This window comes from Actinoplanes sp. NPDC089786 (assembly GCF_040684855.1).
In the GTDB taxonomy this organism is placed as follows: domain Bacteria; phylum Actinomycetota; class Actinomycetes; order Mycobacteriales; family Micromonosporaceae; genus Actinoplanes.
In genome coordinates, this window is sequence record NZ_JBFBGU010000003.1 from 58,642 (window position 1) to 82,532 (window position 23,891).

General features: G+C 72.0%; 20 protein-coding genes. 16 read left to right on the forward strand and 4 right to left on the reverse strand.

Annotation, left to right across the window (positions count from 1 at the left end):
• The first annotated feature begins 42 nt into the window (after positions 1 to 42).
• Entirely contained in the window at positions 43 to 1,686 is a 1,644-nt protein-coding gene (locus AB0O15_RS14140; protein ID WP_364318251.1) for a hypothetical protein, read from the forward strand.
• Here AB0O15_RS14140 and AB0O15_RS14145 read toward each other — a convergent pair.
• Positions 1,673 to 3,844: a hypothetical protein gene (locus tag AB0O15_RS14145; protein WP_364318253.1), complete on the reverse strand. Its 2,172-nt coding sequence runs from the start codon at positions 3,842 to 3,844 to the stop codon at positions 1,673 to 1,675. The genes AB0O15_RS14140 and AB0O15_RS14145 overlap by 14 nt on opposite strands.
• A gap of 131 nt (positions 3,845 to 3,975) precedes the next feature.
• On the opposite strand from AB0O15_RS14145, the gene AB0O15_RS14150 reads away from it, so the two are divergent.
• The gene (locus AB0O15_RS14150) at positions 3,976 to 4,347 is read left to right on the forward strand and encodes a tetratricopeptide repeat protein (protein WP_364318255.1); all 372 of its coding nucleotides are present in this window, start codon (positions 3,976 to 3,978) and stop codon (positions 4,345 to 4,347) included.
• A 10-nt stretch (positions 4,348 to 4,357) separates the two neighbouring features.
• Positions 4,358 to 4,648 carry a Smr/MutS family protein gene (locus AB0O15_RS14155; RefSeq protein WP_364318256.1) on the forward strand — a complete coding sequence of 97 codons (291 nt, stop codon included), beginning with the start codon at positions 4,358 to 4,360 and terminating at the stop codon, positions 4,646 to 4,648.
• A gap of 24 nt (positions 4,649 to 4,672) precedes the next feature.
• Here the strand turns inward: AB0O15_RS14155 and AB0O15_RS14160 are convergent, their stop codons facing one another.
• Positions 4,673 to 7,057: a M20/M25/M40 family metallo-hydrolase gene (locus tag AB0O15_RS14160; protein ID WP_364318258.1), complete on the reverse strand. Its 2,385-nt coding sequence runs from the start codon at positions 7,055 to 7,057 to the stop codon at positions 4,673 to 4,675.
• 66 nt (positions 7,058 to 7,123) lie between these two features.
• On the opposite strand from AB0O15_RS14160, the gene AB0O15_RS14165 reads away from it, so the two are divergent.
• The 12 genes from AB0O15_RS14165 (at position 7,124) to AB0O15_RS14220 (ending at position 20,308) form a co-directional block, all read left to right on the forward strand.
• Positions 7,124 to 7,462 carry a hypothetical protein gene (locus AB0O15_RS14165; RefSeq protein ID WP_364318260.1) on the forward strand — a complete coding sequence of 113 codons (339 nt, stop codon included), beginning with the start codon at positions 7,124 to 7,126 and terminating at the stop codon, positions 7,460 to 7,462.
• A gap of 73 nt (positions 7,463 to 7,535) precedes the next feature.
• The gene (locus AB0O15_RS14170) at positions 7,536 to 8,744 is read left to right on the forward strand and encodes a fused response regulator/phosphatase (RefSeq protein WP_364318262.1); all 1,209 of its coding nucleotides are present in this window, start codon (positions 7,536 to 7,538) and stop codon (positions 8,742 to 8,744) included.
• The gene (locus AB0O15_RS14175; protein WP_364318263.1) at positions 8,741 to 10,327 is read left to right on the forward strand and encodes an ATP-binding protein; all 1,587 of its coding nucleotides are present in this window, start codon (positions 8,741 to 8,743) and stop codon (positions 10,325 to 10,327) included. Before AB0O15_RS14170 ends, AB0O15_RS14175 begins: the two co-directional genes overlap by 4 nt.
• Entirely contained in the window at positions 10,324 to 10,782 is a 459-nt protein-coding gene (locus AB0O15_RS14180) for a response regulator (RefSeq protein WP_364318265.1), read from the forward strand. The genes AB0O15_RS14175 and AB0O15_RS14180 overlap by 4 nt, the downstream gene beginning before the upstream one ends.
• Positions 10,775 to 11,581, forward strand: a complete 807-nt coding sequence (locus tag AB0O15_RS14185) for an inositol monophosphatase family protein (RefSeq protein ID WP_364318267.1) — start codon at positions 10,775 to 10,777, stop codon at positions 11,579 to 11,581. Before AB0O15_RS14180 ends, AB0O15_RS14185 begins: the two co-directional genes overlap by 8 nt.
• Positions 11,582 to 12,355 carry an SDR family oxidoreductase gene (locus tag AB0O15_RS14190; protein ID WP_364318269.1) on the forward strand — a complete coding sequence of 258 codons (774 nt, stop codon included), beginning with the start codon at positions 11,582 to 11,584 and terminating at the stop codon, positions 12,353 to 12,355.
• Between the two features lie 75 nt (positions 12,356 to 12,430).
• Positions 12,431 to 13,435 carry a hypothetical protein gene (locus AB0O15_RS14195; RefSeq protein ID WP_364319022.1) on the forward strand — a complete coding sequence of 335 codons (1,005 nt, stop codon included), beginning with the start codon at positions 12,431 to 12,433 and terminating at the stop codon, positions 13,433 to 13,435.
• 27 nt (positions 13,436 to 13,462) lie between these two features.
• Positions 13,463 to 14,989, forward strand: coding sequence for a fused MFS/spermidine synthase (locus AB0O15_RS14200; RefSeq protein WP_364318271.1), 1,527 nt, complete (start codon positions 13,463 to 13,465; stop codon positions 14,987 to 14,989).
• Between the two features lie 83 nt (positions 14,990 to 15,072).
• Positions 15,073 to 16,875 (forward strand): serine/threonine-protein kinase, encoded by a 1,803-nt coding sequence (locus AB0O15_RS14205; protein WP_364318273.1) that lies wholly within the window; start codon positions 15,073 to 15,075, stop codon positions 16,873 to 16,875.
• 66 nt (positions 16,876 to 16,941) lie between these two features.
• Complete coding sequence (locus AB0O15_RS14210; protein WP_364318275.1) at positions 16,942 to 17,895, forward strand: glycerophosphodiester phosphodiesterase family protein; 954 nt, start codon at positions 16,942 to 16,944, stop codon at positions 17,893 to 17,895.
• Positions 17,896 to 18,020: 125 nt separating this feature from the next.
• Positions 18,021 to 19,319: an MFS transporter gene (locus tag AB0O15_RS14215; RefSeq protein ID WP_364318277.1), complete on the forward strand. Its 1,299-nt coding sequence runs from the start codon at positions 18,021 to 18,023 to the stop codon at positions 19,317 to 19,319.
• A gap of 266 nt (positions 19,320 to 19,585) precedes the next feature.
• Positions 19,586 to 20,308 (forward strand): SDR family oxidoreductase, encoded by a 723-nt coding sequence (locus tag AB0O15_RS14220; RefSeq protein ID WP_364318279.1) that lies wholly within the window; start codon positions 19,586 to 19,588, stop codon positions 20,306 to 20,308.
• On the opposite strand, the gene AB0O15_RS14225 is transcribed toward AB0O15_RS14220, so the two are convergent.
• Positions 20,280 to 20,669, reverse strand: a complete 390-nt coding sequence (locus AB0O15_RS14225; protein ID WP_364318281.1) for a hypothetical protein — start codon at positions 20,667 to 20,669, stop codon at positions 20,280 to 20,282. The genes AB0O15_RS14220 and AB0O15_RS14225 overlap by 29 nt on opposite strands.
• Before the next feature lie 86 nt (positions 20,670 to 20,755).
• Here AB0O15_RS14225 and AB0O15_RS14230 point away from each other — a divergent pair, with 86 nt between their 5' ends.
• Positions 20,756 to 22,879 (forward strand): DEAD/DEAH box helicase, encoded by a 2,124-nt coding sequence (locus AB0O15_RS14230; protein WP_364318282.1) that lies wholly within the window; start codon positions 20,756 to 20,758, stop codon positions 22,877 to 22,879.
• Here the strand turns inward: AB0O15_RS14230 and AB0O15_RS14235 are convergent.
• Positions 22,868 to 23,824: a C40 family peptidase gene (locus AB0O15_RS14235; RefSeq protein WP_364318284.1), complete on the reverse strand. Its 957-nt coding sequence runs from the start codon at positions 23,822 to 23,824 to the stop codon at positions 22,868 to 22,870. The genes AB0O15_RS14230 and AB0O15_RS14235 overlap by 12 nt on opposite strands.
• Positions 23,825 to 23,891 lie beyond the last annotated feature (67 nt).

Here is a 23,891-nt window from a genome sequence, read left to right on the forward strand (position 1 = left end):
CAGGATTGCGCCGGTCCTGGAACCGAGCGCTGGGAGATCGGGTTGGCACGCGTCATCGCCCTGCTGGTGGCCGCCGTGGCAACCCTGCCGCCCACCCCCGCGATCGCGGCGGACAGTGGGGACGCCTGGCCGGACGGCCTGACCACGGACTCGGTGCGCGCGGCCACCGTCGGCAGCGCCTCGATCACCGCGGGCCGGGCGCACTCCTGCGCGACGACCAGCGTCGGCCGGGTCTACTGCTGGGGTAGCGACAGCGACGGCCAGCTCGGTGACGGCCCGCCGCTGACCAGCGTGAGCCGGGCCGTCCCGGTGAGCGCGCCGAGCGGGATGCCGGTGGTCGTGCAGGTGGACGCGGGCGAGGAGCACACCTGCGCGCTGGAGCACAACGGCGCGGTGTTCTGCTGGGGTGACAATTCCTCGGGTCAGCTGGGCGCCGGTGACACCAACGACCGGGACGCCCCGGTGGCGGTGCGGTTCCCGGCGGGCTTCCTGCTGGTCGAGGTGACCACCGGCGAGAACCACAGCTGCGCGATCGACGAGCAGGGCGCGGCCTGGTGCTGGGGCCGCAACGCCGAGGGCCAGCTGGGTACGGGCGGGACGACGGACTCGAACGAGCCGCTGCGGGTGTCGGACGCGACCGGGCTGACCGATCCGGTGGTCGACATCGCGGCCGGTGGCAACACCACGTGCGCGGCGACTGCGGACGGTGTGGCCTGGTGCTGGGGCGCGGGGGACCGGGGCCAGCTGGGCGACGGCGCCGCCACCGACGCCGGGCGGCCGGTGCGGATCGCCACCAGTGGGCCGCTGAACGACGTGGCGGTGCGCCAGATCGCGGTCGGCAAGCAGCAGTCCTGTGCGGTCGGCGAGGACGGGCGGGCATCCTGCTGGGGGCGCACCGCGACCGGCCAGGAGAACCGGCCGAAGGCGGCCGGCGGCCCGGGGTTCCGGCAGGTGGCGGTCGGTGGCGAGCATGTCTGTGGCGTGGACATACAGCAGGCCGGCTGGTGCTGGGGCACGGGCGCGGAGGGTCAGCTGGGCAACGGCGGCACGGCCGATCGACTCGTACCGACCAGACTTGATTCGGATAACGAGCTGCGTGATCTGGATAGTGGGGACCAGCACTCCTGCGCCCTCGATCGGCGCTACATCGCGTACTGCTGGGGCAACGACGGCGCCGGCCGGCTCGGGGCCGGGGCGAGCGGCGCGAGTCGCGTACCCCTCAGGGTTGAGGGTCTGCCGCGCTCACCCTCGGCCGTGACCGGCGTGCGGGCCGTGCCCCTCAACGGCGGCCTGCGGGTGTCGTGGCGGCCGGCGACCGACTTCGGGTCCGGCGACTTCCTCGCCTACCTGGCCGTGACCTCGGGGTACGAGGCGTTCTGCACGGTCGAGGCGGCCACCGGCACGGGCTGCGACCTGACCGGTCTGACCAACGGTCGGGCGTACGACCTGACGGTCTTCACCTACGCCACCGACGGCACCGCGCTGAGCGAGTTCGCCACCTCGAAGCCCGGCCTCGCCCCGCCGGCCAGCGACAGCCCGGAACCGGGCGCCGGCGGAGCGGCCGAGAAGCTGCCGGACACGACCTCGGAGGTGCTCGTGCCACCGAGCGTCGCGCTGGGCTTCCTGCTGATCGCCCTCGGCCTGGCCGCGCTGCTGGTGAGAAAGGCGAAGGTCAGGGCCGGGTGACCTCGAAGGCCGCGTCCCGCACCTGCGACGCGCCCGCCTTGAGCCGCTCGGTCCAGTACGGCCGGTTCCAGTTCACCCAGCTCACGTCGCCGACGAACTGGTCGGTGCCGGAGGCCGAGACGGTCACCCCGGCGCCGGGGCTGACCACCAGCGACAGCGAACCCCCGCGCGGCACCCCGACCATGTGCGCGGACGGGTCGGCGTACCCGAGCAGCGCCCACGGCACCCGGACGATCAGGTCGTCGCCCTCGCGCCGCCACAGCGACCGGCTGTCGGCGCCGGGGGTCCAGCTTCCGTAGCGCAGCGCGCCGGCGTTGATGATCTCGGCCGGCAGCTTCTGGCCGGTGCTCGGCACGATCAGGTCCCGGTTGACCACCAGCTCGAAGCGGCGCCAGCCGGCCGGCGCCGGTCCGCGGGCCGAGGCGGCCGCGCGGTAGTCGAGCGGCAGCGGGTCCAACAGCTGCCGGAGGTACGCCTGCCCGGTGCGGTTGACCAGGTCGAAGGTGAGCGCCGCGTCTCCGGTCGGGTCGGCCGACCCGGGCGGCGGCGGCCCGTTCACCGCCGGCAGCACGTCGAAGGACAGCGTGAGGGCGCTCGGCGCCGGGTCGCCGAGCCGGACCCGGAGCCGCAGGTACGACTCGTCGACCCGCGCGTCGACCCGGCGGGCCGGCCAGCCGCCCTCGGTGTCGAACAGGAATCTGGGCGGCGTGTCCGGAGGGCCGGCCGCGTCCACCGCGATCAGCCCGAAGTGCTGCTCGTTGGTGTACGGGTCGTGCCAGAGCTGCCGCCGCTCGCCGTCCTGGTGCTCGATGGTGTTCCAGGTGAACTTGAACCACTCGTCGGCCCACCCGAACAGGAAGCCGCCGGCCAGGCCCACGTCGCGGATCAGCCGCAGCAGCTCGGCGTCGATCCGCATGGCCTCACGCTCGCTGTGGTCGCCCTGGCCGCGGCCGAGCGGCGAGTGGTGCGCCGACCCGATCGCCGACGGCACGCCGAACTCGGTCACCAGCACCGGCATGGTCCCGTGATGCTTCTTCAGACGATCCAGATAGCCGGCGTACGGGTCGGAGCGCCCGCGATACCGGAAGGTCTGCAGGCCCGGCTCGTGGCGCTGGAAGTCCGGGTAGTAGGGGTAGGCGTGATAGCTGGCGAAGGTGCCGGCCGGCCATGCCGCGGTGGCCCGCACGTGGTTGGCGTCGAGTTGCAGCAGGTCCTCCTGCGGCAGCGGCTCCTCGGGGTGCCGCAGCGGGTCGGTGGTCGGCCAGTTGGTGAACGCGATCGGCTGGCTCAGGCCACGTTTCGCCTGCTCGGTGGCGACCTCGTTCATCCGGGCGGCGAGCCAGCGCTCGGTCGGCGACGCTTCCGGCGTACTCGTGAAGAACCTGCCCTTGATCGTGGGCGCGGTGGCGTTGCGCTGGTCCGAGGCGTGGGCGGCGTAGGGGTCGAGCTCGACGCCGACGATCCAACCGGCCAGCCAGGGTGTGACGTCCGTGTCCCAGGTGCCGCTCGCCCGGCCGCGCGCCTGCGCCCGGGTCAGCGCGCCCGCCACGGCGTTCGACGCGTCCCGGATCTCGCCCTTCATCGCGTCCGTCACGGCTTTGTCATAAAGGTTCCGCTTCCCGACGTACGACTCGTCCGGGAAGTAGACGCCCTGCATCAGGTAGAGCGGCCGGTCCGGGTTGGCCCGGTTGTGCCGGGCCAGCTCCTGGTAGAAGGCGGGCGGGTGGATCGTGTAGACGCGGACGACGCGTAATCCCAGCCAGCCCATCGCGGCCAGCCAGGTGCGGTACTGCTCCCGGGTGATCGACAGCTCGCCGGGCAGGTGGCCGGGCGTGGTGCTGCCCAGGTTCACGCCGGGCAGGAAGTCGACGTCGCCGCCGGCCGTATGGAGAAAGAACGTTCTTTCTCTCACCGACGCGACCAGGTTCAGGCCCTTCGCGGTACGGAAGGCCGGCGCCCAGCTGCGCCCGGCCGGCGGCGACGGGATCTCGTTGATCCCTTGGATCGCGAACGCTGGCGAGGTGACCCTGGGCGAGGCGTCCGCGCCGGTCAGCGGCAGGCACATGGCCAGCGTGGTGAGGACGATCGCGGCCGCCTTGAGCCGTCCGAACGTCGGACGCCGGGGCGCCTGGACCAGATTGATCGGAAAGTCCCCCACGCAGGCATTCTGCGGCGCAGAAGTTGCCGTTTACGGGGATTTGTCGGTAAGCCGGAGAAGGCGGGCGCTCGCCGTTGGCTCGATGTTGTGCCAGCGTTGGTGTTCTCGAATTCCCGGACTTGGAGGCGGTCGTGGATCTTCTCGAGGAGTACCGCAGGGCGACCTTCACCTTCGAGTCGGGCGACCCGCTGAGCGCCGCCCGGATGCTCGAACCCATCGTCGAGGCGGAACCGCGGAACACCGCGGTACGCCAGTTACTGGCCCGGGCCTACTTCAACTCGGCCCAGCTGGCCGGGGCGGAGGCCCAGCTGAGGGCCTTGATCGAGCACGATCCCTCGGACCACTACGCACACCACGTGCTCGGCCGGACCCTCGAACGGGCCGGCCGATTCCGTGAGGCGCTGCCCCACCTGCGGCTGGCCGCGGCGATGAAGACCGAGCACGGCGACTACCAGGAGGCTCTGCACCGCGTGGAGACCTGGCTGGGCAAGAACGACTCGTAGGCTGGGTGCCGTGAAGCTGAAGCTTGATCTCCACGACATCTTCAACAAGGGCCAGCAGATCGACAAGGCGCTGCGTGGCGTCATCGACGAGGCGATCGAGAAGAAGGCCACCCTGGTCGAGATCATCCCGGGCAAGGGCAGCGGGGCGCTGAAGAAGAAGGTGCTCCGCTTCCTCGACCAGAAGGAGATCAAGCAGCTCTACCACCGGGTCGAGAAGGACGGCGACAACTGGGGCCGGCTCTTCATCCACTTCAAGTTCGAGTCGGCCCAGAGCCGCGGCCGCCGTGGTCGCGGCCGCTAGGCCGGGTTTTGAACAGCGGCCTGGCTACACCGTGTAGGTCTTCGCCACCGCCACCAGGTCGGAGGTGTGTGAGCCGACCGCGCCGACATCGGCCGGGCGGGGGCGGAAGCCGGGGAGGCCGGACAGGCCGTCGCTGCCGTCCATCGCGCGGAACCGGGCCGGGGCGGCGCCGTCCAGCCTGAGGAGCACGTCGACACCCTCAGGCGGGGCGGCGAAGAAGATGAAACCGAAGCCCCACGCGCTGTCCCGGTCGTCGGCCGCGACGTCGGCCGGGATGGCCCGGCCGTTGACCGAGGCGGCGGTGACGGTCGTGCCGGTGGCCACGTGCAGGGCGGTGAAGCGTACCGGCCGCTGTGATCGAAGCCTCAGCCGGAGCACCCGGCTCGCGCCCTCGCGGGTGTCGCTGACCACCGTGAGCTGCGGCGCGGCCAGATCGGCGCTGTTGGCGGGGCCGGTCAGCAGGCGCGCGGCGCCGAACGCGGGCAACGTGTCGGCGACGGGCCGCTTCGAGCCCGCCACGAACTGCGCGGTCCACGGGCGCGGCCTCGTCTCGTCGCTCAGCCACCGCGCCTGGCCGGTGTCGGTGTCCAGCGCGTACATCAGATGGGTCGGCTCGGGGTGGTCCGCGTCGAACCTGTCGGTGTAGAGGCCGGCCGCGCCACACCCGACGATCGCGAGCAGGGCCAGCAGCGAGGGCAGCACGCCGAGCCGCCGGGACCGGAGGGCGACCAGGCCGCGCTGGCCACCGGCCTCCGGGTGCAGCAGGTCGACCACCGGCAGCAGGGCCAGCCCCAGCGCCACGCCGAGCAGCGCGCCCGACGCGGCCAGCACCATGCCCAGCGCCGGGAAGAACAGCATCACCATCGGCACCAGCACGACCACCGCGACCGCCCCGCCGGCCAGCAGCACGAGCACCGAGCCCCAGCCGCCGCGGAACGCGATCGCGAGCAGGCCCATCAGCGCGCCGGCCAGGGCCGGGAGGGCGAAGAGGTACGAGCCACCGGGCGCGAACCAGGCCAGCAGCAGGCCGAGCACGGCCAGCCAGCCGAGGCCGCCGACGGTCAGCGCGGCCGGGGTCATCCGGCGGCGCAGCAGCGCGTACCAGGCGAACACCACGAACGCGGTGGCCGCGATCGCGCCCAGCCGGAACCACAGTGGACGGTACGGGTCGATCTGCAGGTCGGTGTACGCCGGCCGGATGATCGTCACCACCTGCCACAGCGACTGGGCCAGCACCGGCGCCCCCAGCAACGGGATCAGGCCGAGCAGGAAACCGCCCCACAGCTTGCCCCGGGTGACCAGGCCCCGCTTGCGCGCACTGGCGCCCAGCCGCAGCACGGCGAGCAGGGCCAGCAGGGCGATCGGCCAGACCAGCCAGCCGGGGTAGCGCGCGAGCCCGGCCGGTGTCGGGAAGTAGGTGGCGTCGCTGGGCGCCTCCAGGTCGTTCAGGTCACCCCGGCCGAACTCCTTGACCAGCGCCAGCGCGTTCTCGCCGTGGTGTTCGAGGCTGTCCTGGTCCATCCGGGACGCGGTGTCGGTCGGTGCGTGGTAGTTCGCCGCGCCGTCGATGTACGCCGTGTTCAGCCCTCGGAAGCCCGACTCGCGGAACGGCGTGAAGTCGGTGTCGTTGGGCAGCAGGCGGTACACCTCGACGGCGAACGACGTGCCGACCGGGCGCGGCGCCTTCGCGAACACCCCGATCAGCTTCTCGTCGTCCGGCGAGGTCTCGAACGTGATCGCCGGGCCGCTGGTGCCGCGGGCCTCCAGGTTGAGCGCCACGCCACCGTCGCGGGCCAGCGGGTGCTGCTTGACGAACGCCTCCGCGCCGCACAGGCAGGCCTCCTCGCCGTCGGTCAGCACCACCACCACGTCGTTGCGCAGCCGCTGGCCCGAGGCGGTCAGCGCGCGGACCGACTCGAGGATCGTGGAGACGCCGGCGAGATCGTCGTTGGCGCCGGGACCGGTCTGCACGGAGTCGTAGTGCGCGACCAGAAACACCCGTCCGGTGGACGCCGTGCCCGGGATCGTGGCGATCACATTGCGTACGCGCGCCATCGCGACCCCGCCCGCGGCGCCGGACAGCCGCCCGCCCTGCTCGGTGACCGTGTCCTGGACCTGCGGGTCGAGGCCGTCGCCGCGCAGCGTGGTGACCAGGTAGTCGCGGACCCGGTCATTGGCCGCGCTGCCGGCCGGGTGCGGTGCCGTGGACATCGCCTGGACGTGCTGAAACGCGCGCCCGGCACTGAATTCGGGGGCCGGCGCGGACGTGTCCCGGGCGGCCGGCGGTAGCAACGAGGACACGGCCAGGAAGCCGACCGCCCCCAGCACCAGCAGGGCTAGCAGGGCGGCCAGGGGGCGAAGCCGGGGACGGGCCAGGGCGCGGTCGGGGGCGTCACGCATGGGTGACATCTAATCGTGTCCCCCCGACGCCGGGTACCCCGGTGATCTTTCTCGCGGGTGGCATAACTTGGAGCGGTGACCGAGCCGCTCGACCCGTCCGCCGTGATCGCGGAGTTCTTCGACCGGGTCGCACCCTACGATCCGTCACCGAGTGATTCACCCGTGGCAATGATTGCCGTCCGCACGGCGCTCGGTGACCGCACCTTCACCGTCGGCGACCATGTGGTGCGGGCGATGTGCAAGGCCCTCGACGCCTACCGCGACCCGGAAGACCGCGGCGAATGCGTCGGCTGCGGTGGCCGCCGGCTGGACGAGAACCTGCACTGTCCCGACTGCGGTCAGTTGCACGGCATCCTTGGTCAAGTGATCGCCCACCATGTCCGCCGGCTCCAGGCCGAGGGCGGAGCCGGATGACTGTGTTGTCAGTTTCTCCGCCGTGGTACACGATCTGCATGTCACGACGGGCGGAGTCGAGTGGGGAAACGGCATGACGGAACGGTCGGTCGCGCCCCGCACGGGGCCGGTCGCGCCTGCTGCGCTGAGCGCCGAACGGCTGCGCATCCTGCTCGTGGAAGACGACGAGGGCGACGCCTTTCTGGTGCGTGAGCTGCTCGAAGAGGCCGGCGCCCCGTTCGAGCTGACCGTGGCGCGCAGCCTGTCCGAGGCACGCGGCAAGACCAGCGGCATCCAGTGCGTGCTGCTCGACCTGGGCCTGCCGGACGCCGAGGGCATCGACGGGCTGCGCCGCTTCCTGGCCATCGCGGGCAGCGCGGCCGTCTGCGTGCTCACCGGCCGCTCGGACGAACACCTGGGCGTGGCCGCGGTCGCCGAGGGCGCCCAGGACTACCTGGTCAAGGGCCAGGTCGACGGCGTGCTGCTGACCCGGGCCCTGCGCTACGCGGTCGAGCGCAAGCGGTCCGACGAGAACGCCCGGCGGCTGCGCGAGGTCGAGTTGCGGCAGTCCGAGTCGGCGCGCCTGGAACGCGGCCTGCTCCCGCAACCGCTGATGGACACGACCAAGGTGGCCGTGCACACCTTCTACCGGTCCGGGCGGGCGATGGGCCTGCTCGGCGGCGACTTCTTCGACGTCATCCAGGTCGGCGACGACAAGCTCCACCTGATTGTCGGTGACGTCTGCGGGCACAGCGTCGACGAGGCCGCCCTCGGGGTGGAGCTCCGGGTGGCCTGGCGCGCCCTGGTGCTGGCCGGGGTCGCCGACGACCAGGTGCTCAGCGCGCTCGAGCAGGTGCTGATGACCGAGCGGCGGGCCCGCGAGGTGTTCGCCACGGTCGCGGCCGTCGTGATCGATCTGGCCGGCAACCGCGCGACGGTACGCCTGGCCGGCCATCCGCCGCCGGTGCAGCTGGTCGGCGGCAAGGCGACGCCGGTGACCGCCCGGACCGGGATCGTGCTGGGTGTCCGCCCGACGCCGACGCCGGTCTCCGAGGTGCGGTTCGACGGCGAGGACTGGTCGCTGCTGCTCTACACCGACGGACTGATCGAGGGGCACACCGGCGTGGGCAACGAACGTCTCGACATCGAGGGGCTGTGCGCCCTGCTCGACGAACCGGCCGCGCGCGACGTCCCGCTGGCGGCGTTGCCGGCGTGGCTGGTCGGGCAGGCCGAGCAGGCCAACGGCGGACCGCTGGCCGACGACGTGGCCATGCTCCTGATCTCGCGCGGTGATGGCCGGTGAACCTGTTCCGCATCCGCACGTGGACGCTCCGCGCGCGGGTCCTCGCCCTCTGCCTGACCGTCGGGGTGCTGCTCACCGCGCTCGGTGTCTACGCCGCGATCATCGCGACCCGCAGCAACGGGTACGTGGACGACCTGCTCAACCGCACCGGCCCGATGCGGGTCGCCGGCGAGAACCTGGTCACCGCGATGGTCGACCAGGAGACCGCGGTCCGTGGCTACGCGATCAGCGGCCGCCCGTCGAACCTCGACCCGTACAACCTGGGCGCCGACAACGCGAACAAGCAGATCGCCGAGATCCGGGCCCACATCCGCCCCCGGGACGAGGACGTCCGCGAGTCGCTCGCCCTGGTCCTGCAGCGCTACGACGACTGGCGTTCCGGGGTCGCCGACCCGGTCATCCGGGCCGTGCGGGCCCGGGGCCCGGCGGCCGGGCAGGCGCTGATCGAGCAGGCCGGCACCCGGCAGTTCGACGCGCTGAGGCAGTCGATCGGCGACCTGCAGAGCGACATCCTGGTCCTGCGCAACGTCACCGCCAACAACGCCCAGCAGGCCGGCAGCGCGCTGGTCGCGGTCGAGATCGCCGCGGCCGCCATCGTCATCCTGGCCGGGGCGTCGCTGCTGCTCCTGCTCGACCGGCTGGTCACCCGGCCGGTGCTCGAACTGGCCGGGCAGGTCCGCGAGGTGGCCGCCGGCGACTACGAGAAGAAGCTGGCCAGCGCCGGGTCGCCCGAGTTGAGGGTGCTGGCCGAGGACGTGGACGGCATGCGCCGGCAGATCGCGGCCGAACTGGCCGAGGTCCGCGAGGCGCGCGGCCAGATCGAGTGGGTCAACGAGCAGCTCAAGGTGCAGGCCGAGGAGTTGGTCCGGTCCAACCGCGACCTCGAGCAGTTCGCCTACGTCGCCTCGCACGACCTGCAGGAACCGTTGCGCAAGGTGGCCAGCTTCTGCCAGCTGCTCCAGCGCCGCTACGCCGGGCAGATGGACGAGCGCGCCGACCAGTACATCGGGTTCGCGGTCGACGGCGCCCAGCGGATGCAACGCCTGATCAACGACCTGCTGGCCTTCTCCCGGATCGGCCGGCTCACCAACGGCTTCACCGACGTCGACCTGAACCACGTGCTCGACGACGTGAAGTCGCAGCTGGAGACCGCGGCCGGGGAGGACGGCGAGATCGTCTGGCACGACCTGCCGGTGGTCGAGGGCGAAGAGGCGCTGCTCACGACGCTGTTCGTCAACCTGATCGGCAACTCGTTGAAGTTCCGCCGGCCCGACGCGCCGCCGCGGATCGAGATCACCGCGGTCCGGGACGGCGGCGACTGGAAGATCACCGTGCGGGACAACGGGATCGGCATCGAGCGGGAATTCGCCGACAAGGTCTTCGTGATCTTCCAGCGGCTGCACGCGCGGGACGCGTACGAGGGCACCGGCATCGGTCTGGCGATCGTCAAGAAGATCGTCGAATACCATGGCGGCCGGATCTGGCTGGACCTGGACGTGGACGAGGGCACCTCGATCAACTTCACGCTTCCGGTGCCGGTATTGGTCGCGGCGGAGGAACCACGGAAAGAGGTCACGGCATGACCGGCTCGATCAACAGAGCTGACGGCACTCCGATCGAGGTGCTGCTCGTCGAGGACGACCCGGGCGACGTGCTCATGACGCAGGAAGCGTTCGAGGACCACAAGGTCCGCAACCGGCTGACCGTGGTCTCCGACGGCGCCGAGGCGCTGGCCTACCTGCGCCGCGAAGGTCAGTGGGAAGGCGCCGTACGCCCCGACCTGATCCTGCTCGACCTCAACCTTCCCCGGCGGGACGGGCGCGAGGTGCTGGCCGAGATCAAGAAGGACGACGAGCTGGGCCGCATCCCGGTGGTCGTGCTGACCACGTCGGCGGCCGACGAGGACATCCTGCGCAGCTACCAGTTGCACGCCAACGCGTACGTCACCAAGCCGGTCGACTTCGAACGGTTCATCTCGGTGATCCGCCAGATCGACGAGTTCTTCGTCAGCGTCGTGAAGCTGCCGCCCCGTGCTTGACCAGGTGAGCGACCTGATCCGGGAGGTCGCGGCGACCGAGGTGCTGCCCCGGTTCCGGCACCTGGGCGCCGGCGACGTCGAGATCAAGGCGCCCGGCGACGTCGTGACGATCGCCGACCAGGAGGCCGAGCGGGCGCTGACCCGCGGGCTCACCGCGCTGCTGCCCGGGTCGGTGGTGGTCGGCGAGGAAGCGGTCGCGGCCGATCCCACCGTGCTGAGCCGGGTCGGCGACGGGGGCGCGGTCTGGATCGTCGACCCGGTCGACGGCACCAACAACTTCGCCGCCGGCAAGACGCCGTTCGCGGTGATGGTCGCGCTGCTGCAGGACGGCGATCCGACCGCCTCGTGGATCCTCGACGTGGTCGACGACCGGATGACGATGGCCGAGGCCGGCAGCGGGGCCACCATCGACGGGGTACGGCTGAAGACCCGCACCGACGACCCGGGGCCGCGGGCGATGACCGGCGTGGTGGCGCGCAAATACCTGACGCCCGAGTTGCGGGCCCTGTCCGACGCGAACGCCCACCAGTTCGGCCGGGTCACGGCCGGACACCACTGCGCGGGGTACGAATACCCGGCGGTCGCGACCGACGAGCAACAGTTCGCCCTGTTCTGGCGGGTGCTGCCCTGGGACCACGTGCCCGGGACGCTGATCCTCCGCGAGGCCGGCGGCACGGCTCTTCATCTGGACGGGAGCGCCTACCGCCCGGTCGACTCGGAGCGCGGCCTGCTGGTCGCGCCCAACGACGACATCTGGCACAGCACGCGCGACGCGCTGTTCCCCGGTCACGTCTTCTAGATGACCTCCTACCTCGATCAGGTCTTCGGACTGGGCGGCCGGCTGGCCGTCGTCACGGGCGGGTCCTCCGGGATCGGCCGGGTCATGGCGGTCGCGCTCGGCCGGGCCGGTGCCCGGGTCGTCGTGGTGGCGCGGGGCGCGGCCGGGCTGGCCTCGACGGTGGACGAGCTGCGCGGCTTCGGGGTCGACGCCGCGTCGCTGGCCGCCGACCTCGCCGACCGGGCCGCAGTCGACGACCTGGCGGGCCGGATGCTCGACGGGTTCGGTGAGCCGGACATCCTGGTCAACTCGGCCGCGGTCAACCGGCGGCCACCCCTGGACGAGCTCACCGAGGACGACTGGGACGTCACCCTGGCCGCCAACCTGACGGCGCCGTTCCTGCTCGGGCAGGCGTTCGGGCCGCGGATGGCCGGGCGCGGCTGGGGGCGGATCATCAACGTCGCGTCGCAGCAGGCCTTCCGGGCCTACGGGAACAGCGGCGCCTACGGCGTTTCCAAGGCGGGGCTCGTCGCGTTGACCCGATCGCAGGCGGAGGCCTGGTCGCGGCGTGGCGTCTGCTGCAACGCGATCGCGCCCGGGGTGGTGCACACCCCACTGACCGAGCCGGTGTTCGCGGACCCGTCCAAGGTCCGTGCCCACGCCGCGCGCGCGATGACCGGCCGTAACGGCGTACCGGAGGATTTCGCCGGTGCGGTCGTCTATCTGGCGAGCGATTCGAGCGCCTCGGTGACCGGGCAGACACTCTTCGTCGACGGTGGATATTCGTCCACCTGATCGGGGTGCGTCCTGGCCGCCGGTCCCGGTAGAGTCGCCTCGCTTCATGACCTTGGGAGGCTGAGCGTGGCGGCGATGGTCCTCCGGCGGCTGTGTGCTGCTGTGGCGCTGGCGGCGGTGACGATGGCCGCCGCCCTGATCGGGGCCGGCCCGGCGAGCGCGGCGCCCGATCCGGAAGGCGGCAGCAAGACGTTGCGGGCCGCGCTGGAGTCGGCGGCCCGCGGCCACGTCGAGGCGAAACAGAAACTCGGCGCGTCCCAGAAGCGCCAGAAGCAGTTGCAGAGCACCCTGCTGACCGCGCAGGTGGAGGCCAAGCAGCTGGAGACGCAGGTCGCGGCGGTGGCGGCACGGTCCTACCGGCTCGGCCGGTTCAACACGATGACCCTGCTGCTCAACGCCAGCTCGGCCGACACCTTCATGGAGCGGATGCAGCAGCTCGACATCATGGCCCAGCTCGACGGGCGGGCGCTGACCCGCTACCGCGAGGCGATCGCCGCCACCACCAAGGCGAAGGCGGCCGTCGGCCTCGAGATCAAGGAGCAGCAGAAGCAGGTCGCGGTCATGGCCAAGAAGAAGAAGGAGGCCGAGATCGCGCTGGCCAGCGTCGGCGGCGGCAGCGTCGCGGGCGGGTTCGTCGGCGCCAACTCGCCGCTGGCCAAGCCGGCGCCCCGCAACGCCAACGGCTCCTGGCCCAAGGAACGCTGCACCGTCGACGACCCCACCAGCGGCGGCTGCATCACCCCGCGGCTGCTGAACGCCTACCAGCAGGCCCGGGCGGCCGGCTTCAAGCGCTACACGTCGTGCTTCAGCGAGCGGTCCTCGGGCGAACATCCACTCGGCCGGGCCTGCGACTTCGCCGCGGCCAGCGGCGGCTTCGAGAACAAGAACGCCTCCGGCGGCGACAAGGTGTACGGCAACAACCTGGCCGCCTACTTCGTCAAGAACGCCGACCGGCTGGGCGTGATGTACGTGATCTGGTTCCGGCAGATCTGGATGCCGAGCACCGGCTGGCGCGCGTACAGCGGATCCGGCGGACCCAACGCCACGCACACCAACCACGTGCACCTGTCCATCCTCTGACCAGGTTGCCTCGGTACCCTTCGGCCGATGGAGACGCCAAGCACCACCGACGCCCCCACGCGGCCGCTTCCCAACGCCCTCGCGACCGCGCTGGTCTTCTTCGCCAGCGGGTCGGTGCTGGTGCTCGAGATCGTGGCGTTGCGGCTGGTCGGGCCCTATGTCGGGGTCACCCTGCAGGTGAGCAGCTCGGTCATCGGGATCTCGCTGGCCGCGATCGCCTACGGGACGTGGCTCGGTGGCCGGCTGGCCGACCGGTACGACCCGCGGGTGCTGCTCGCGCCGGCGCTGATCCTCGGCGCGATCGGCACGGCGGTCACCCTGCCGCTGGTTCGGTGGGGCGGTGAGTTCCTGCGCGGCGGCGCGGCTCCGGCCGTACTCCTGCTCGCCGCTCTGGCGGTCTTCCTGCCCGCGTTCATCCTCGCCGCGATCAGCCCGCTGGTGGTCAAGCTCCAGCTCGGTGACCTGCGCCGGACCGGTGAGGTGGTCGGCCGGCTGTCCAGCATCGGCACGCTCGGGGCGATCACCGCGACGCTCGGGACCGGCTTCATCTTCGTGGCCGCGATGCCGAGCAGCTGGATCATCCTCACGCTGGCGATCATGCTGGCGGTGGCCGGGTTCGGGCTCGGCTGGTGGCTCCGGCGGCGTGATCCGGCGGTGGTCACGCCGGGCCAACCGCGTACGCGCGCGGTCCTGGCCACGATCGGGTTGGTGGGCGCCGGGCTGGGAGCGCTGTCGCCGACGCCGTGCGACGTCGAGACCGCGTACCACTGCGCCCGGGTCGACCACGATCCGGCCGTGGCCGGCGGGCGCACGCTGATCCTCAACAGCGCCCGGCACTCGTACGTCGACCTGAACGACCCCGAACATCTCAAGTTCGCGTACGTGCAATGGCTCGGCGCCGTCACCGACACCATCCGCCTGCTGCGGGCCCCGATCTCGGCGCTGCACCTGGGCGGCGGCGGGTTCACCATGCCGGCGTACGTGGCGGCGACCCGGCCGGGCAGCGACCAGCTGGTGCTGGAGCTCGACGGCGGCCTGGTCGACCTGGACAAGCGGGAACTCGGCCTGCGCACCGGCCCGCGGCTGCGCACCCGGGTCGGCGACGCCCGGGTGGGTCTCGCCGAGCAGCGCACCGACGCGTACGACCTGGTCGTCGGCGACGCCTTCGGGCACCTCGTCGTCCCGTGGCACCTCTCCACCAAGGAGATGGTCGCCGACATCGCCCGGGTCCTCCGCCCCGACGGCGTGTACGCCCAGAACGTCATCGACTATCCGCCCGGCCGCTTCATCCGGGCCGAGCTCGCCACGGTCGCCGCGGTCTTCCCGTACACCGCGCTGATCGCCCCGCCGAAGGCGCTGGCCGGCGAGACCGGATCGAACTTCGTCATCGTCGGCTCCGAGTCGCCGCTGCCGACGACCTTCCTGCGGGATGCGCTCGACCTGGCCGACGAGCCGGTCACCCTCCTCACCGGCGCCGACCTCACCACCTACATCGGCGACAGCCGGGTGCTCACCGACGACTACGCCCCGGTCGACCAGCTCCTGCAGGGCTGAACCCCAGGCGACCCACTCCGGACATCGGGGCCGGTTTCTCCGAGCGTCGACTGCGGATGGGGAGTTCGTTTCACAATTGGCATATGGGGCGGATCGGGCGGCGCATCGCGGACCGGTACCGCCTTGTCGACAAGCTCGGCACCGGCGGGATGTCCGAGGTCTGGCGCGGGTACGACGAGACGCTGGGCCGGGACGTCGCGGTCAAGGTGCTCTCGCCGCGGCTGGCCGATGACGACGCCTTCCGGGCCCGGCTGCGGCTGGAGGCGCTGGCCGCGGCGCGGCTCTGCCACCCGCACATCACCAGCGTCTTCGACTTCGGGGAGGCGCCCTCCGGCGGCTTCGGGGAGGCGTCCGTCCCGTTCGTGGTGATGGAACTCAACGACGGCGAGTCGGTCGCCACGCGGGTCCGCCGGAACGGGCCGATGGCCTGGCGGGACGCCGTCACCCTGGCCGCCGAGGTCGCCTCCGCGCTGGCCACCGCCCACGCCTGCGGTGTCGTGCACCGGGACATCACCCCGGCCAACGTGATGCTCACCCGGGCCGGCGCGAAGGTCGTCGACTTCGGGATCTCCGCCCTGGTCGGGCAGCGCGACGCCGCCCCGGACGGCAGCCTGCTCGGCACCCCGGCCTACCTGGCGCCGGAACGACTGGGCGGGGTCGACGTCTCGCCCGCCGCGGACATCTACGCGCTCGGCGTCCTGCTCTACCGCACGCTCACCGGCCGGCTGCCCTGGCCGGCCGAGAACACCACCGAGGCGCTGCGCGCCCACCTCTACGCCGACCCCGAGCCCTTCCCCACCCTGCCCGGGCTGCCGGCCGGCGTGGCCGACCTGTGCCTGCGCTGCCTGGCCAAGGCGCCGGCCGAACGCCCGCAGGCGGCGGAGGTGGCGGATCGGCTGGGCACGATCGTCGGGATGCCGCCGATCGCCCCGCCGATCAGCGACGCCCCGACGGCCGTGCTCAGCCGGCCGCACCACGCCCCGACCCCGGCGGCTCAGCCCACGGTGGCGATGCGACCGACCGCCGTCGAGACGATCTTCACCCGGCTGAGGCTGCGGCCGCCCAAGCCGGCCAAGTCGCTGCGGCTGCGGGCCGGCCTCCGGCTCCTCGGCGCCCTGCACGTCGGTGTGGCCAAACCGCTCGGCGGTGGGCTGTTCCGGGGCGGGCAGGTGCGGCACGACCTGTTCTCCGGGCGGCTGCGGTTGCAGGCCGGCGCGGCCACGGTCGCGCTGCTGGCGGTGGTCGGCATCAGCTGGACGGCAGCGGGGGAGCCGGCCGAGGTGGGACCGGCCCAGGCCTCGGCGGCGGCCGCGGGCGCGGCGGCCGGGGTTGTGCACGCCGCCGACTGCACGGTCCGCTACCGGGTCGAGAAGGACACCGGCACCGACTTCCAGGCGCGCCTGACCGTGGTCAACACCGGAGAGCGGGCCATCGGTGGCTGGCGCATGGAATTCGCGTACCCCGGAACCCAGCGCTTGAAGAACCCGGCCCAGGCAGTGGCGCAGACCGGCCGCCGGGTGATCTTCCACGGCCGGCGGAACCTGGGGCCGGGGCGGTCGGTGAGCGTCCTGCTCCGCGGCGCGTACCGGGGCACCAACCCGCTTCCGCTCGCGTTCACACTCGATGGGCGTACCTGCGAAGCCGAGGTGGTCGGCGCACGCACCATCGAGGCCGAGGCCGCCCCCGCCGCGCAACCCACCCCCGAGCCGACCCGGGTGAGCAAGCGGATGCCCAGGGCGACCGCCGACAAGCCGGTCACCAAGCCGAAGCGAAAACCGGCCTCCACCAGGACGAAGCCCGCGAAACCCAAGATCGAGAAGATGCCGGTACGGCCGTCGCCGCCGCCTTCGCCCACCCGCGTCGGCGGTTTCTCGGTCGCGATCTAGCACGCGTTCACACGTTCGTTGCGTCAAACCAACGCGCTTGTCGCCTCTCGACCGTTGAATGTGATCGTGGACTACGTACCGGCCAAGCCACTGGTCATCGGGCATCGGGGAGCCAGCGGATACCGCCCCGAGCACACACTCGAGTCGTACCGCCTGGCGGTCCGGCAGGGCGCCGACTACATCGAACCCGACCTGGTCTCCACCCGCGACGGCGTGCTCGTCGCGCGGCATGAGAACGAGATCTCGCAGACCACCGACGTCGCCGTGCACCCCGAGTTCGCGGGCCGGCGCACCACCAAGATCATCGACGGCGCCGAGGTCAGCGGGTGGTTCACCGAAGACTTCACGCTCCACGAGCTGCGCACGCTCCGCGCGGTCGAACGGCTTCCCCGGGTACGCCCGCAGAACACCCTCTTCGACGGCCGCTTCACCGTGCCGACGTTCCAGGAGATCCTCGACCTGGCGTCCGCCGAGGAGCGTCGGCTCGGCCGTCCCGTCGGCGTGTACCCGGAGACGAAGTACCCGTCCCACTTCGCGTCGATCGGGCTGGCCCTGGAAGAGCCGCTGGTCCGGACGCTCTACCGGAACGGTTTCGCCGACCGCGCCGACCACATCCTGATCCAGTCGTTCGAGGCGTCCTCGCTGACCAGGATCCACACGATGACCGACATCCGGCTGATCCACCTGTTCGAGGAGCCGCCGGCCGACCTCGGGGCCATCGCGTCCTACGCGTACGGCATCGGCCCCGACAAGGACCTGCTGGTCGACGACCCGCGGCTGGTGCGGCGGGCGCACGAGGCCGGGCTGGCCGTGCATGCCTGGACGATCCGGGCCGAGAACCAGTTCCTGCCGCCGGTCTTCCGGATCGGCGACGATCCCGGGTGGCGCGGCGACGTCACCTCGGAGTACGAGTACTTCCTCGACATGGGCGTGGACGGCTTCTTCACCGACCACCCCGACACCGCGGTCGCGGCGGTAAACGCCGTGCGACGGCATCGGGTGCCCGCTACCGTGGGCTGATCTTTCCCTTGTCAGAAGGGCGCTGATGATGCTTCTCACCACGGCTGGGGTTCTCGCCTAGCCCTCTCTTCTTCCTCGCGGCTAGGCGGATATGACCTCCATCCCGCCTCGTTGAGGAGCTCCTTTTGCGTGCCCTGGTATCCGTGCGTCTCGGCGCGGACTTCAGCAAACTTCTGACCGCGTCGGCGGTCGCCAACCTGGGCGACGGCGTCACCATGGTGGCCGGCCCCCTGCTCGTCTCCACCCTGACCACCGACCCCGCCGCCGTCGCCGGGGCGGTCTTCGCCCAACAGGTGCCGTGGCTGCTGTTCGCCCTGGTCAGCGGCGCGTGGGCGGACCGGCTCGACCGCCGTCGCCTGGTCGTCGCGGTGAACGTCGTCCGCGCCCTGGCCATCGCCCTGCTGACCGCGTCGATCGCTCTCGGGTTCGTGTCGGTGCCGCTGATCTACGGCGTGTTCTTCGTCTTGGGCGCCGGCGAGACGCTGGCCGACACGGCGTCGTCCGCGTTCGTGCCCACGATCGTGGCCGAACGCCACCTGCCGGTCGCCAACTCCCTGCTCGGCGGCACCTTCACGGTGGTACACCAGTTCGCCGCGAAGCCGTTCGGGGCGTGGCTGTTCGCCCTGGCCGCGGCGCTGCCGTTCGGCGTCAACGCGGCGTCCTTCCTGGCCTCCGCGCTGCTCATCGCCTGGTTGCGCACGGTCCCGCCGCCTGCCCGGGTCGAACGCCGGCCCCTGTCCGAAGACATCCGCGCCGGCCTGCGCTTCCTCTGGGGACACCGCCTGCTCCGCAGCCTCGCCGTGACCATGGCCTTCGGCAACCTGGTCTTCTGCGCGGCGTTCGCCATCTTCGTCCTCTACGCGCGCTCGGTGCTGGGCCTGTCCTCCTTCGGGTACGGGTTGCTGCTCACCGCCTTCGCGGTCGGCGGCCTGCTGGGCACCGCCCTGGCCCCCTGGCTGCTCCGGACGGCCGGCGCCACCGCATTGCTCCGCGTCGGCCTGCTCATCGAGGTCGGCCTGCACGCCACCCTCGCCGCCACCACCGACCCCTGGCTGGCCGCGGTCGCGATCGTCGTCTTCAGCATCCACGGCGCGGTCTGGGCCACGGTCGTCGTGACCATCCGCCAGCGCACCGTCCCGCCATCCATGTACGGCCGCGCCACCGGCGTCTACGCCTTCCTCGACCTGGGCGGCGCCGCCCTGGGTTCCCTGCTCGGCGGCCTCCTGGCCCAGGCCTACGGCCTCCTGGCCACCTTCTGGACCGCGGCCGCCGCCATGACCGTCCTGACCGCAGCCGCCTGGCACCCCCTGGGCACAGCCACCAACGCCCTCCACCCCTCCACCCCCGAACCCACCGACCCACCCGAACCCACCGACCCACCCGCGCCCCGGCCGTCGACATCGATCGGGCCTCCCGAGGGCTGACGCCTAGCAACGGCGCCGGCCGGCCCGCACGCCCGGTCGGCGCCGCCAGGCCGGTCGTGAATCCCGCGCTCAGCGAAGTGGTAGCCCATCGCGGCATCTGAGCCTCGGATACCGCTCTGGGCTACCACTCTTGGGACCGGCTGACCCGGCGGCTAGAAGCGGCCTGGACCAACGACTGGCCGGCGCGTCGAAGGCGGGACTTTGGTGTGCCCGTACTTCATCAAGGTTTTGATCTTGAGGTTGGGAAGCGGCGATAGGGTCGGCCCATGAGGCTTGGGGTGGTCAGTGGGGGTGGGACCGGGATCGGGCGGGCGATTGCCGGGATGTTGGCCGGTGAGGGCTACGACGTGATCATCGTGGGGCGGCGGCCCGAGGTGCTGGCCGACGCGGTGACGTGGGTGGGGCCGCAGGCTTCGGCGGTCACGGCCGATCTGGCCGACCCGGATCAGGTCGGCCGGGTGGTCGACGCCGTCGGTGGGCGGCCGGTGGACGTGCTGGTCAACAACGCGGGGGCGTTCGTCGCGGGGGACGACTCGACGCCGCGCGGGCTGGTCGAGCACTGGCGCGCCAACCTCGACTCCAACGTCACGACCGCGGTGCTGCTCACCGAGTCGTTGCGGCCGGCCCTGCGGCGGCCGGGCGGCAAGGTGATCCTGACCAGCTCGATCGCCGCCCAGCGTGGTGGCGGCGGGCCGTATTCGGCGGCCAAGGCGGCCCTGCACGGCTACATGCTCGACCTCGCGGTCCAGTTCGGGCCGGACGGCATCACCGCCAACGTGATCTCGCCGGGATACATCACCGACAGCGAGTTCTTCCTGGGCCGGATGACCGAGGAAGGGCACCGCAAGCGGGTCGACTCGACGCTGGTCGGGCGGCCCGGCGTGCCGGCCGACATCGCCGAGGCGGTGCGCTGGCTGGTGGGGCCGGGTGGCGGTTTCGTCACCGGGCAGGTGATCAACGTCAACGGGGGGACGGTCCTGGGGCGGTGAAGACGGCCCGGAAGCGCAGCGCCGACCAGTGGTCGTCGATGGCCACCTGGCCGGCCGGCCGCAGGTCGAACTCGGCGATGATCGGCCACAGCGAGTCGCGGTTGATGTCGGCCCGGCCGCCCTTGGGGTAGGCGACCCAGAACGCGTTCGGCTTGGTGACGTCGGCGCGGTGGGTCTCCATCAGCTCGCGGGCCGACGCGGCGTTGTCGGCGAACATGATCGCGGTGCTGGCGGTGGCCAGCTGGTCGCTTTCCCGCACGCCCTCGGGCATGGGGGTGAGCAGCGCGATGTTGGCCGGGTCGGACACCCAGACCGTGGTGTGGGGCTTGATCTGCAGCTTCTCGGCGACCGTCTTGGACATGGTTCTCACCCTTCCACGCGGGGCGTTCCGAAATCCGGCCTGTGGATAACTCCGGCACTGTCAGAGGCGGCTGGTAGACATGCGGCGTGGCAGAAACAACAGTCAGCGACGCGGAACGGGCGGCGGTGCGCGAGTGCGCCGAAGAGGTGCTGCGCAAGCTCGCCGGTGACCATGCGGTCCTGCGGGCCGATCAGTGGCGGGCCATCGAGGCGCTGGTGATCGACCGGCGGCGGGTGCTCTGTGTGCAGCGCACGGGGTGGGGCAAGTCGGCGGTCTACTTCGTGGCCACCGCCCTGCTGCGTGACGGGCTGGCCGCCGAGCCGGGGGAGCCGCCGGCCGGGCCCACGGTCATCGTGTCGCCGCTGCTGGCGCTGATGCGCAACCAGGTCGAGGCGGCCGCCCGCGCCGGCATCCGGGCCCGCACGATCAACTCGGCCAATCTCGACGAGTGGAGCGAGATCACCGCCGAGATCCGGGCCGGTGAGGTCGATGTGCTGCTGATCAGCCCCGAGCGGCTGAACAATCCCGACTTCCGCGACAACGTGCTGCCGGGGCTGGCCTCGACGACCGGGCTGCTGGTGGTCGACGAGGCACACTGCGTCTCCGACTGGGGGCACGATTTCCGGCCCGACTATCGGCGGTTGCGGACGTTCCTGGCGGGGCTTCCGGCGCGTACGCCGGTGCTGGCCACCACCGCGACGGCCAACGCCCGGGTGACCGCCGACGTGGCCGACCAGCTGGGCGACGCGCTGGTGCTGCGGGGCACGCTCGACCGCGACTCGTTGCGTCTCGCGGTTCTGCCCCTGCCCGACCCGGCCCACCGGCTGGGCTGGCTGGCCGACCATCTCGAAGAGCTGCCGGGCTCCGGCATCATCTACACGCTGACCGTGGCCGGGGCGATCGAGACGGCCGACTTCCTGCGGTCGCGCGGGTTCGCCGTGGCGTCCTACACCGGCCAGTCCGAAGACTCCGAGCGCCGCGCGGCCGAGCAAGACCTCCAGGACAACAAGATCAAGGCGCTGGTGGCGACGTCGGCGCTGGGCATGGGCTTCGACAAACCCGACCTCGGCTTCGTCGTGCATCTGGGCGCGCCGCCGTCGCCGATCGCCTATTACCAGCAGGTCGGGCGGGCCGGCCGCGCGGTGGAACACGCCGAGGTGGTGCTGCTGCCGGGGGCGGAAGACCGGGCGATCTGGCGATACTTCGCGTCGCTGGCGTTCCCACCGGAAGATCAGGTGCGGCTGGTCCTGGCCAACCTGTCCGGCGACCGTCCGATGTCGACGCCGGCGCTGGAGCCGCTGGTCGACCTGCGCCGGACCCGGCTGGAGATGATGCTCAAGGTGCTCGACGTGGACGGCGCGGTCCGGCGGACCAAGGGCGGCTGGACGGCGACCGGCGAGCCGTGGACCTACGACACCGCCCGCCTGCGTCGCGTCGCCGAGGCGCGCACGGCCGAGCAGGAGACCATGCTGGAGTACGCGCGCACGACCGTGTGCCGCATGGAATTCCTCCGCCGCTGCCTGGACGATCCCGACGCCGCGCCGTGCGGCCGGTGCGACACCTGCGCCGAGCCGCTGTTCGACACCGACGTGTCACCCGGCGCGCTGGCCGCCGCGCACGCCTTCCTCGGCAAGCCGGGTGTGCCGATCGCGCCCAAGAAGATGTGGCCCACCGGCCTCGACGCGGTCGGGGTCAAGCTGAAGGGCAAGATTCCGGCGGGCGAACAGATCGCGGCCGGCCGGGCCGTGGGCCGGCTGTCCGACCTGGGCTGGGGTTCCCGGCTGCGCGAGCTGGTCGAGGGCGACGACGGGCCGCTGCCCGACGACGTCGGCGGCGCGGTGGTCGGCACGCTCAAGTCGTGGGCTCAGGGCGACGACGCGTGGGCGGAGCGGCCGGTCGCGGTGGTCGCGATGAGTTCGACCCGGCTGGTCCGCGGGCTCGCCGAGCACATCGCGTCGGTCGGCCGGTTGCCCTGTCTGGGGTCGCTCGACCACCGGCCGGGCGACGAGCCGCGGGGCAACAGCGCCCAGCGCGTCCTCCAGCTGCACGACGCCTTCACCGTGCCGCCGGGCCTCGACCTGCCGGATGGTCCGGTGCTGCTGGTCGACGGCCTGGTCGACTCGGGCTGGACGATGACGCTGGCCGGGCGGGCGCTGCGCCGGGCCGGCGCGACCGCGGTCCTTCCGTTCGCGCTGGCACTAGCGGGATGACGGGCGCCCGAAGCCGTGAATAGGTTGCTGGTCGATCGGCGCGATGCGGATGTTCTCCCCGAACTCCGGCGCGTGGATCATCATGCCGTCGCCGATGTAGACGCCGACGTGGCTGATCCGGCCGTAGAAGAAGACCAGGTCACCGGGCTTGATGTCGGATCGGTCGAGGTGGGCGGTCGCGCCGTGCTGGCGGGCCGCGTTGTGCGGCAGCGACACCCCGGCCCGCTCCCAGGCGGCCAGCGTCAGCCCCGAGCAGTCGTAGGCTCGCGGGCCGGTGGCGCCCCAGCGGTAGGGCTTGCCGAGCTGGGCGAAGGCGAAGGCCACGACCTTGCCGCCGGCGCCGGCGAGGTCGGGCGGGGCGGGGAAGCGGAAGACCGCGGCATATCGAGACCCGCCGCTGTAGGCGACCCGGCGCATCTGCTCGAGCGCGGCGATCTCGCCCTCGACCAGGGTCTTCCGGGCGCTGAGCTGCGTCTGGGCGCGCCGTTCCTGGTCGGCCAGGCGCCGGAGGGTGATGCGGGTGCCCGCCACCCGCTGCCGGGCCAGGTCCAGGTCGCGGACGGCCCGCTGCTGCTGGGCCGCCAGCTCGTGCAGGCCGACGATCTTCGCGACGAACTCGTGCGGGTCGTCGGCGCTGAACAGGGCGACGGTCGGGCCGCGAACCGTGCGCTGGTAGGCGCGCGCCGCCAGCCCGCTCATCAGGTGCCGCCGCTGCCGCAGGTCCTCGGTCATCGGCCCGATCCGGGCGCCGAGCGTCCGTTGCCGGGCCAGGTTGGCGCGGAGGTCCTCACGGGACTCGTTGTACTGCTCGACGATCACCTCGAGGCGGTGGGCGGCGGCGGTGATCCGCTGGTCCAGCTCGCCGGTCGACGGCCGGTCGGCGGCGTGGGCCGGGGAACCGAGGGCGACGGCGGCCAGCAAGATCACGATGATGAGACGGTGCACGTCGGCTTCAACGAGACAAATCGCCCAAAGGGACGGCTGACCGTGGGATACGGGTGGGGGGTATGCT

What these genes read in the sequence shown, in the direction of transcription:
- AB0O15_RS14160 (WP_364318258.1), bottom strand. Translation starts at nt 7,057, where the DNA reads ATGTCACCCATGCGTGACGCCCCCGACCGCGCCCTGGCCCGTCCCCGG.
- AB0O15_RS14170 (WP_364318262.1), top strand. Translation starts at nt 7,536, where the DNA reads ATGACGGAACGGTCGGTCGCGCCCCGCACGGGGCCGGTCGCGCCTGCT.
- AB0O15_RS14180 (WP_364318265.1), top strand. Translation starts at nt 10,324, where the DNA reads ATGACCGGCTCGATCAACAGAGCTGACGGCACTCCGATCGAGGTGCTG.
- AB0O15_RS14190 (WP_364318269.1), top strand. Translation starts at nt 11,582, where the DNA reads ATGACCTCCTACCTCGATCAGGTCTTCGGACTGGGCGGCCGGCTGGCC.
- AB0O15_RS14195 (WP_364319022.1), top strand. Translation starts at nt 12,431, where the DNA reads ATGGTCCTCCGGCGGCTGTGTGCTGCTGTGGCGCTGGCGGCGGTGACG.
- AB0O15_RS14200 (WP_364318271.1), top strand. Translation starts at nt 13,463, where the DNA reads ATGGAGACGCCAAGCACCACCGACGCCCCCACGCGGCCGCTTCCCAAC.
- AB0O15_RS14205 (WP_364318273.1), top strand. Translation starts at nt 15,073, where the DNA reads ATGGGGCGGATCGGGCGGCGCATCGCGGACCGGTACCGCCTTGTCGAC.
- AB0O15_RS14220 (WP_364318279.1), top strand. Translation starts at nt 19,586, where the DNA reads ATGAGGCTTGGGGTGGTCAGTGGGGGTGGGACCGGGATCGGGCGGGCG.
- AB0O15_RS14225 (WP_364318281.1), bottom strand. Translation starts at nt 20,669, where the DNA reads ATGTCCAAGACGGTCGCCGAGAAGCTGCAGATCAAGCCCCACACCACG.